The organism is Blautia sp. MB18-30, assembly GCF_023669475.1.
Taxonomy (GTDB): domain Bacteria; phylum Bacillota; class Clostridia; order Lachnospirales; family Lachnospiraceae; genus Blautia_A; species Blautia_A fusiformis.
On the sequence record NZ_JAMOYY010000108.1, the window covers coordinates 1 to 503 of the forward strand.

Genomic DNA, 503 nt, shown 5'->3' on the forward strand with positions numbered 1-503 from the left:
ATAAAATAGTATGTTCATATGATAAGAAGTTTAAAAATAGAGGGGTACAGTACCGCCATATTTCTGAGCAAGATCAAGGAATTTTTGATGCAATGAATAAAGGAATTCAAATGGCTAGAGGAAGATATATCAATTTTATGAATGCGGATGATAAATTTCATGATTCAGAAGTATTAGAAACACTTTTTGCAAATCAAGAATTGGACGATGATGTTATATATGGAAATACAGTTAGAGTTTCTAGAGATGAAAAATGGATGACAAAAGCAGATCCTATTGAATTCATGAAATGGAATATGCCATTTTGCCATCAATCAAGTATTACAAAAACAAGTATTATGAAAACAGAATTTTTTGATTTAGCTTATCGAGTGGCAGATTACAATTTTTTCCTTAGACTTTATTTAAATGGCGGGACTTTTAAATATGTAGATTTGATAATCGCTGATTATAGTATGAATGGTTACTCAAATCAAGAAAAATATAAAACATATTTGGGTACG

General features: G+C 29.2%; 1 protein-coding gene. It reads left to right on the plus strand.

Features of this window, described 5'->3' with window-relative positions:
* Positions 1-503, plus strand: a 503-nt coding sequence (locus NCY57_RS16760) for a glycosyltransferase (protein WP_250789888.1), incomplete at both ends; no start/stop codon positions are given.